Source organism: Psychrobacter sp. AOP3-A1-26 (genome assembly GCF_052378235.1).
Classification (GTDB): Bacteria; Pseudomonadota; Gammaproteobacteria; order Pseudomonadales; family Moraxellaceae; genus Psychrobacter.
The window spans coordinates 1-6,635 of the sequence record NZ_JBQSXN010000117.1; the positions used below are offsets into that span (position 1 = coordinate 1).

The 6,635-nt window shown below is 41.1% G+C and carries 6 protein-coding genes and 1 riboswitch; of the genes, 4 read left to right on the forward strand and 2 right to left on the reverse strand.

Annotated features, from left to right (window positions below; genetic code table 11):
- Window positions 1-49: 49 nt before the first annotated feature.
- Window positions 50-508, reverse strand: a complete 459-nt coding sequence (gene hisI / locus ACT3TU_RS13235) for a phosphoribosyl-AMP cyclohydrolase (RefSeq protein WP_179288379.1) — start codon at window positions 506-508, stop codon at window positions 50-52.
- Entirely contained in the window at window positions 496-1,398 is a 903-nt protein-coding gene (folE2, locus tag ACT3TU_RS13240; protein WP_095570151.1) for a GTP cyclohydrolase FolE2, read from the reverse strand. Before folE2 ends, hisI begins: the two co-directional genes overlap by 13 nt.
- A gap of 427 nt (window positions 1,399-1,825) precedes the next feature.
- Between folE2 and zigA the strand changes: the two genes are divergently transcribed.
- The 4 genes from zigA to ACT3TU_RS13260 form a co-directional block, all read left to right on the forward strand.
- Complete coding sequence (gene zigA, locus ACT3TU_RS13245; RefSeq protein ID WP_192523582.1) at window positions 1,826-3,046, forward strand: zinc metallochaperone GTPase ZigA; 1,221 nt, start codon at window positions 1,826-1,828, stop codon at window positions 3,044-3,046.
- A 438-nt stretch (window positions 3,047-3,484) separates the two neighbouring features.
- A riboswitch (FMN riboswitch) is annotated at window positions 3,485-3,649 on the forward strand.
- 114 nt (window positions 3,650-3,763) lie between these two features.
- Window positions 3,764-4,693 (forward strand): DMT family transporter, encoded by a 930-nt coding sequence (locus tag ACT3TU_RS13250; RefSeq protein WP_095570149.1) that lies wholly within the window; start codon window positions 3,764-3,766, stop codon window positions 4,691-4,693.
- Between the two features lie 416 nt (window positions 4,694-5,109).
- Window positions 5,110-5,685 (forward strand): hypothetical protein, encoded by a 576-nt coding sequence (locus tag ACT3TU_RS13255; protein WP_143516795.1) that lies wholly within the window; start codon window positions 5,110-5,112, stop codon window positions 5,683-5,685.
- A gap of 245 nt (window positions 5,686-5,930) precedes the next feature.
- The coding region (locus ACT3TU_RS13260; RefSeq protein ID WP_444784474.1) for a sulfite exporter TauE/SafE family protein at window positions 5,931-6,635 on the forward strand (705 nt) is incomplete at its 3' end.

Sequence of the window (6,635 nt, forward strand, 5' to 3'; positions counted from 1 at the left end):
CAATCAGGTGTTCTATAATATAATTTAGCGTTGCACTTGGTGTGTTAATCTAAGAATCATAAGATATCTTATTGGTATTGGATAAAGGATTGCTTAAGATTGATACTTGTGTCAATTCTAAGCCTAGATAAAAACAACTGGGTCGCAAGGTGTGACAGGCGGGGCCATGTTGCTGAACTGAAAATAAAACAGCATCTCCATCACAATCTAATTTGGCATCGATAAGCTGCTGGTGATAACCAGAGCTTTCTCCTTTGCGCCATAAAGTTTGTCTCGAACGCGACCAGTAGCAGACTCTTTTAGTGGTTAAGGTTTCTATGAGCGTTTCGGCATTGACCCAAGCCAACATTAATACTTCTTTAGTTTGGGCATCTTGTGCAATCGCTGCTATCAAGCCTTGCTCATTCCAAGGAATCTGCTTCATCACCTTATCAAAGCAGTACTTTTGACCTTTTTTGCCATGTTCCATTGCTAAGAAAATAGACGTGCTTGCGTTCACCATTGCCATGAACCTTCTGCAACAGCGTCATGTGCATGCAGGCTTTCTGCATGAATGACTTTGAATTTAAATCCTAAAATATTGGCATAGTCTAAGAATGTATGACGTAACCGCCGTACGGCATCTTCACAGAACATCAAGTTTTGTCCATTTGCCAGTGCAAAAGCTTGTTCATCTACCCGTTTTACCGCTGTTTGCACAGGTGTCGCAAGGGCGTGTTCTGCTTGGTCAATGATTGCGATGAGTGGCAGTTCAGCTAACTCAGTTGAGACCTTAAACCTTAATTGGGCCACGCTACGCTGACTATGCGGGGTTGCAACAATCGCCTCGGTAGTCCCTAACCAATCGATAACTTCTTCTGAATTGGTCAGATCAAATCGTTTCTCTGACAATGCTTTTTGAAACTGCTGCTGAATCAAACTACGTGATAAGGCAGCCGAACAAGGACAAGTAGATGAATACGGGATCTCAACTTGAACCTCAAAGAAAAATTGCTGATCAATGAGCTGGCAGACCAGCTCAAAAGGGTAGCTTTTCCAGCCAGTCAGCGGACTGATCAATGCGGGACGCTCGACATATAGCTGACTTTTTATATGTAGTTTTGCATTGCTAGATAAGCCTTCGTGACTCTTGAGGAAATCTTGCAATGTGTCTTTGAGGTGCGAAAAATTGAGTATTTTTAATTTGACTAATTCTAGTAGGCGAATGTATAGCCTAGACATGTGAATCCCTTTGACAGCAGGGTCATCTAAGCTCACGAAAGCATTGACTTGACTTGGGCAAAGCGTATTTTCTATGTAAATAGGTAAGGCAATATTCTCCATGCCAACCCAGTCTAAACAAGAAGAATGTGGTGCTACATTTAGGTTTTCAGAGATATCAGGAAGATCGTTAATCATTAATATTTAGAACTCAGTTGAATTATTTATTGTTATGTTATAACATTACAAGATATTTGGCAACTATAGTGATGTTTACTGTTTCACCTATACAAATTTCCGTATAGGTAGTGAGGTGCTAGATACATTAGAAGCAATATAAATTTTAGAAGCTAAAAAAAGATTTTGTACGTTCTGGTAGGAGAAAGGAGCGGCGTTAAACATGTGACTTAAGGTTTATAGTTTTAAGCAAATTCATACCGCTAGTGCTGGTTACCAAACTTGGGGTCCTGACCACCTTAGTAAATCCTTACCTTGTTTGTCTCGCACCATTTAAGACAAAAACGCAACCAATCGATATGCTTTTTATTTTTCATAATCTTACGTACCTATATTTTTCAAGTATTTTTTATAACCCTTATATAAATTGATAGAGAAGAGAGAGCCAATGAGTAATTCCTTAGCCATCGAAAAAAAACTGCCTGTGACTGTGTTGTCCGGGTTTTTGGGCGCAGGTAAAACTACGCTACTCAATCATATTTTGAATAATCGTGAAGGTAGACGCATTGCCGTTATCGTAAATGATATGTCTGAGGTAAATATTGACGCAGCATTGGTTAGAGAAGGTGGAGCTGAGTTGTCCAGAACCGATGAAAAACTCGTAGAAATGAGTAATGGCTGTATTTGCTGCACTTTACGAGAAGATTTATTGATAGAAGTGCGACGTCTGGCAGAAGACAATCGTTTTGATCAACTGGTTATCGAATCAACTGGCATTTCTGAACCATTACCTGTTGCGGAAACCTTTACTTTTGAAGATGATGATGGTTTTTCTCTCAGTGAGTTTGCCCGTCTAGACACCATGGTGACCGTCGTTGATGCCTTTAATTTTTTAAAGGACTATAGCTCTTATGACAGTATACAGTCTCGAGGCGAATCATTGGGTGAGGAGGACCAACGCACCGTGGTCGACTTATTGATTGATCAAATCGAATTTTGTGACGTCATTGTGTTGAATAAAATTGATTTGATTTCAGATGCTGAAAAAGAAAGATTGCTGGCAATTATTCACTCGTTAAATCCGCGAGCTAATATTGAAATTTCTCAATTTGGTCAAGTAGATTTAGATAAGTTGTTGAACACAAATTTATTCGATTTTGATGAAGCCTCTGAAGCACCAGGTTGGCTAAAAGAGCTTAGAGGGGAACATACACCTGAAACGGAAGAGTATGGCATCAGTAGTTTTGTTTATCGTGCTAGACGCCCCTTTCATCCGCAGCGGTTTTACGATTTTATTAATACAGAGTGGAAAGGTGTGATTCGATCTAAAGGTTTTTTTTGGCTAGCATCTCATCCCAAACTGGCAGGTTCTTGGTCACAAGCGGGCGCGATGGCTAGACATGGTCTAGCTGGATATTGGTGGGCAACCATTCCTGAAGAGCAATGGCCACAAGATCAGCAAAACCGTGACATCATAGAAAGTAATTGGGACACGAGTACAGGCGATGCGCGTCAAGAGATTGTGCTAATAGGCATGGAGATGGATGAGTCAAATCTTATTGATAAGTTCAATAATTGCTTGCTTAATGATGAAGAAATGGCAGAAGGTCCTGAACATTGGAAATTGATGGATAATCCATTTATAGAGTGGACTGACTTAATAGCTTAATTTTTTAAGTCTTCGTAGTATTTAGACATGTTTAAGCAAGTCATGGACATGTTGTTGCCACCATTGAAAATGTATTTGAAATCCGTTCCTGATTTTTTTAGATGCTCATAAAACAAGACATAAGCTTATCGGCTTATGTCTTTTACACATTTAATAATCAATGAAGTATGGTAATAGATCTTTTGCATGAGTCAGCGCTAGCCGTTGAAGTTCCGTTATTTAAAGTCAATACAACAGTACTTTCGCAAGAGATATAGTTATTATTGGTTTTTAATTGTCGTGTTTGAGGTCTGGATTTTACTTACGGAAAAATTTTATTTATAACCAAAGTGTTGGCATGGCAGTCAGATTTTTGCGCCCTTGATGGGTTTAAAGAGCCTATTAATTACTGCCTAATGAGTGACATGGATTTAGAGTTAAATACGTAAATTTACATTAATCGAACTTCGGGGCGGGGCGAAATTCCCCACCGGCGGTATTTTTTCTTGGGTGATATCATCCAGCTAAACAGCCCGCGAGCGCCTTGTTCCTTGTGAACAAGGGTCAGCAGATCTGGTGAGATGCCAGAGCCGACGGTTACAGTCCGGATGATAGAAGATCGACCAAGCTTTTGATGCTCCTAGTAATAGGAGCTTTATATGTGCTTTTTTAAACGTGGAGCTTGGTACTATTTATTCTCATCACCCCTGTTCATCTTATTGATTGGAGAAAATCAAGATGGCAGGAACATTTTTTATCATGATCGCGTGTTTTATGTGGGCATTGGATACCTTAATCCGCTACCCGTTGTTAAGCTCCGGTTATTCAACCTTGCAAATCGTTCTTATCGAACACATTACGCTGGTATTATTTGTCAGCCCCATGTTGTGGCGTTACCGCCATGTTTATCGTCATATGTCTATCAGCGGATTTTCAAGTTTGTTTTTTATTGGCGGCATTGGCTCGGCTATAGGTACCTTAGCGTTTACCGAAGCGTTCCATTACTTGAATCCTACTATCGTTATTTTACTGCAAAAGCTTCAGCCTATCGTTGCTATTTTACTGGCCTATTGGTTACTGAAAGAGCATATTGAAGGGCATTTTTTACAATGGGCGGCGGTCATTTTACTGGGCAGCTTTGTGATGATGTGGCCAGATTTACGCGCGTTAGGCAACGCTCAATGGCACTATTCAAGCGATACGATAAGTCTGTTCAAAGGCTACGGTTACACGCTAATTGCGGTGATCGCATGGGGCGCTACCACTGTATGCGGTAAGTATTTGTCCCATCAGCATATACCGGCGAATGCCATCATGTCGGGTCGATTTTTTGCTGGGCTGTTAGTGCTCTTACCCATAGCATTGGCGCATTCAGATGAATTATCCATGATGACATCGATAGATTTGAGTCTTATTGTCGTCATGGCCTTACTAAGTGGCTTTATTGGTATGTGGTTTTACTACCAAGGCTTGAAAACGATCCCCGCACAACTAGCTACCTTGGCCGAGTTGTCTTTCCCCGCCTTCGCAGCCCTGATCAACTGGGTCTTCCTCGACATGGGGCTGACGGGCTACCAAATCATTGGTGGCATGATGCTGATACTCGGCAATATCGGCCTGCGCATGAAAAACCCAAGAAGAAATGACTTAAGCCCTGTGATGCAATAAAAACTGCGACATATGAGCCACGTACAGCACAAAAAACTAGGTTGACTGATTTTTTTGTGCTGTTTAGCTATGCTAAACAAACCGTAGAGGTATACTTGGTAAACTAACGATTCGATGAGAGGTTTATTATGATTAAGAGAATCATGATTTATAGTTACAAATCAATAAAATAAATATATACGAGAGAAAATAATCCTAGGCACTTTCTTCAGCCTACTTTGACGTGATTTTATTTGCAACCGTGCATATGCAGTCCCTGGATTGCTATAATCTAGTGTTATAACCCTTGTAAATATCTGATTAACTGTCATAAAATAGCGTTCTTTGTGTTTATGTTAGAATATTTTGCTAGAAAACATCTGTTCTCTCTATGAATGTTACCTGTGTAAAAATATCTGGTGACAGATGATAATCCCATGCTTATTAAGTGGCGAACGCTCACTCTACGACACTCATCACCAGTAACGTTATGGTTTGGCATGCTGCTTGCGTGCTTTGCCTGGATCATGCATGTCTCAATGTTGCTGACGCCTCTATGGGATGATAATGCCCATTTAGGTCACGGCATTTGTATTCAGCTTGCACCTGTTGTATCAACCGCTAAGCAGTATGAGCAAATACAGGCTGATATTACTTATACCGCACACAATATGCCTGATGATAGCGCAGCTTATCATCTGCACCATCATACCGTTTCGAATTCCTTATCATCGACTTCAACAGTAAATACCCACACAGAACTGTCGTCAAAACAATTACATAGCAAGCATCACGCTGAAAGCTCTGATCCAGATACTGTAAAACATTCTAGCTGTGATATTTGTCTTTCTATGACGGCGGTGCTTACACCAAAAGTGTTTGCACACACTGACTCTGCTTTGTTTGAGTTGCCCGCCGTATTAGTCGCGTTTTTATATCACTCAACCACTCACTATCCTAGTCATTTTCTACGGCCTCTCACCCGCGCTCCCCCTCAAGTCATATTTCAATAACCTTAAACATTCATAGTTCAATACTTTATTGGTGCATTGATAACTTGCTATCAATCAATAAGCTTACTTATTGCTTTGATTGATTGGCTTGTACTCGTTTGCCCAAAATATTGGGCTTGAAATGCTATTTATTTATATCAGTACCTATTCAGTAAGTATCTCATCTAAGCTCGTAAGTGGCTTGGATTGTATGTTGTTGCAAAAAACTGAATAACTGATTCAATTATGTTTTAGGAGTCATGTTTATGACTATGGCATTGTTAACAGCAGCGTTGTTAATGGGATTTTTTGGTTCACCGCATTGCTTGGGTATGTGTGGTGGGATTGTCGCAGCATTTGGGCTGTCTATGAAAGACGTTAGCCCAGCAAAAAAGCGCGGTCTTATAGCCACTTATCATTTAGGTCGATTACTCAGTTATGCGCTATTAGGATTGGTCGCTGGTCTGATTGGTACGGCTGTATTAGCCCCACTGATGGTTGGTAATAGTACGCCTCGCATCTTACTGGGGCTGGTTTTGGTGTTTGTAGGACTGACGATGCTCGGTCTACCTTTTTTGAACAAGCTTGAGCGATTTGGTATGCGCTTATGGCAAGCACTAGCACCGCTACGCACAAAAGTGTTTCCCTTAAATACGGTTCCTCGCGCACTAGCAGCGGGTTTGCTCTGGGGCTTTTTACCATGCGGTCTTGTATATGGTGCATTACTCATTGCCGTTGTAGGTCATGATCCCCTAACAGGCGCTGTTTTGATGTTTGCTTTCGGGCTTGGGACTATTCCTATGCTGGTTGCTACTCATGAAACAGTCAATTGGGTACGCCATCATATTGGGCGTCTGCGTCTACGGCAATTAAATGGCGCGATTATGATGATATCGGGACTGGCGGTTATCGCTGTACCCATCATCATGGCAAACATGCATGGACATATGGATCACGGGCATATGGATCAC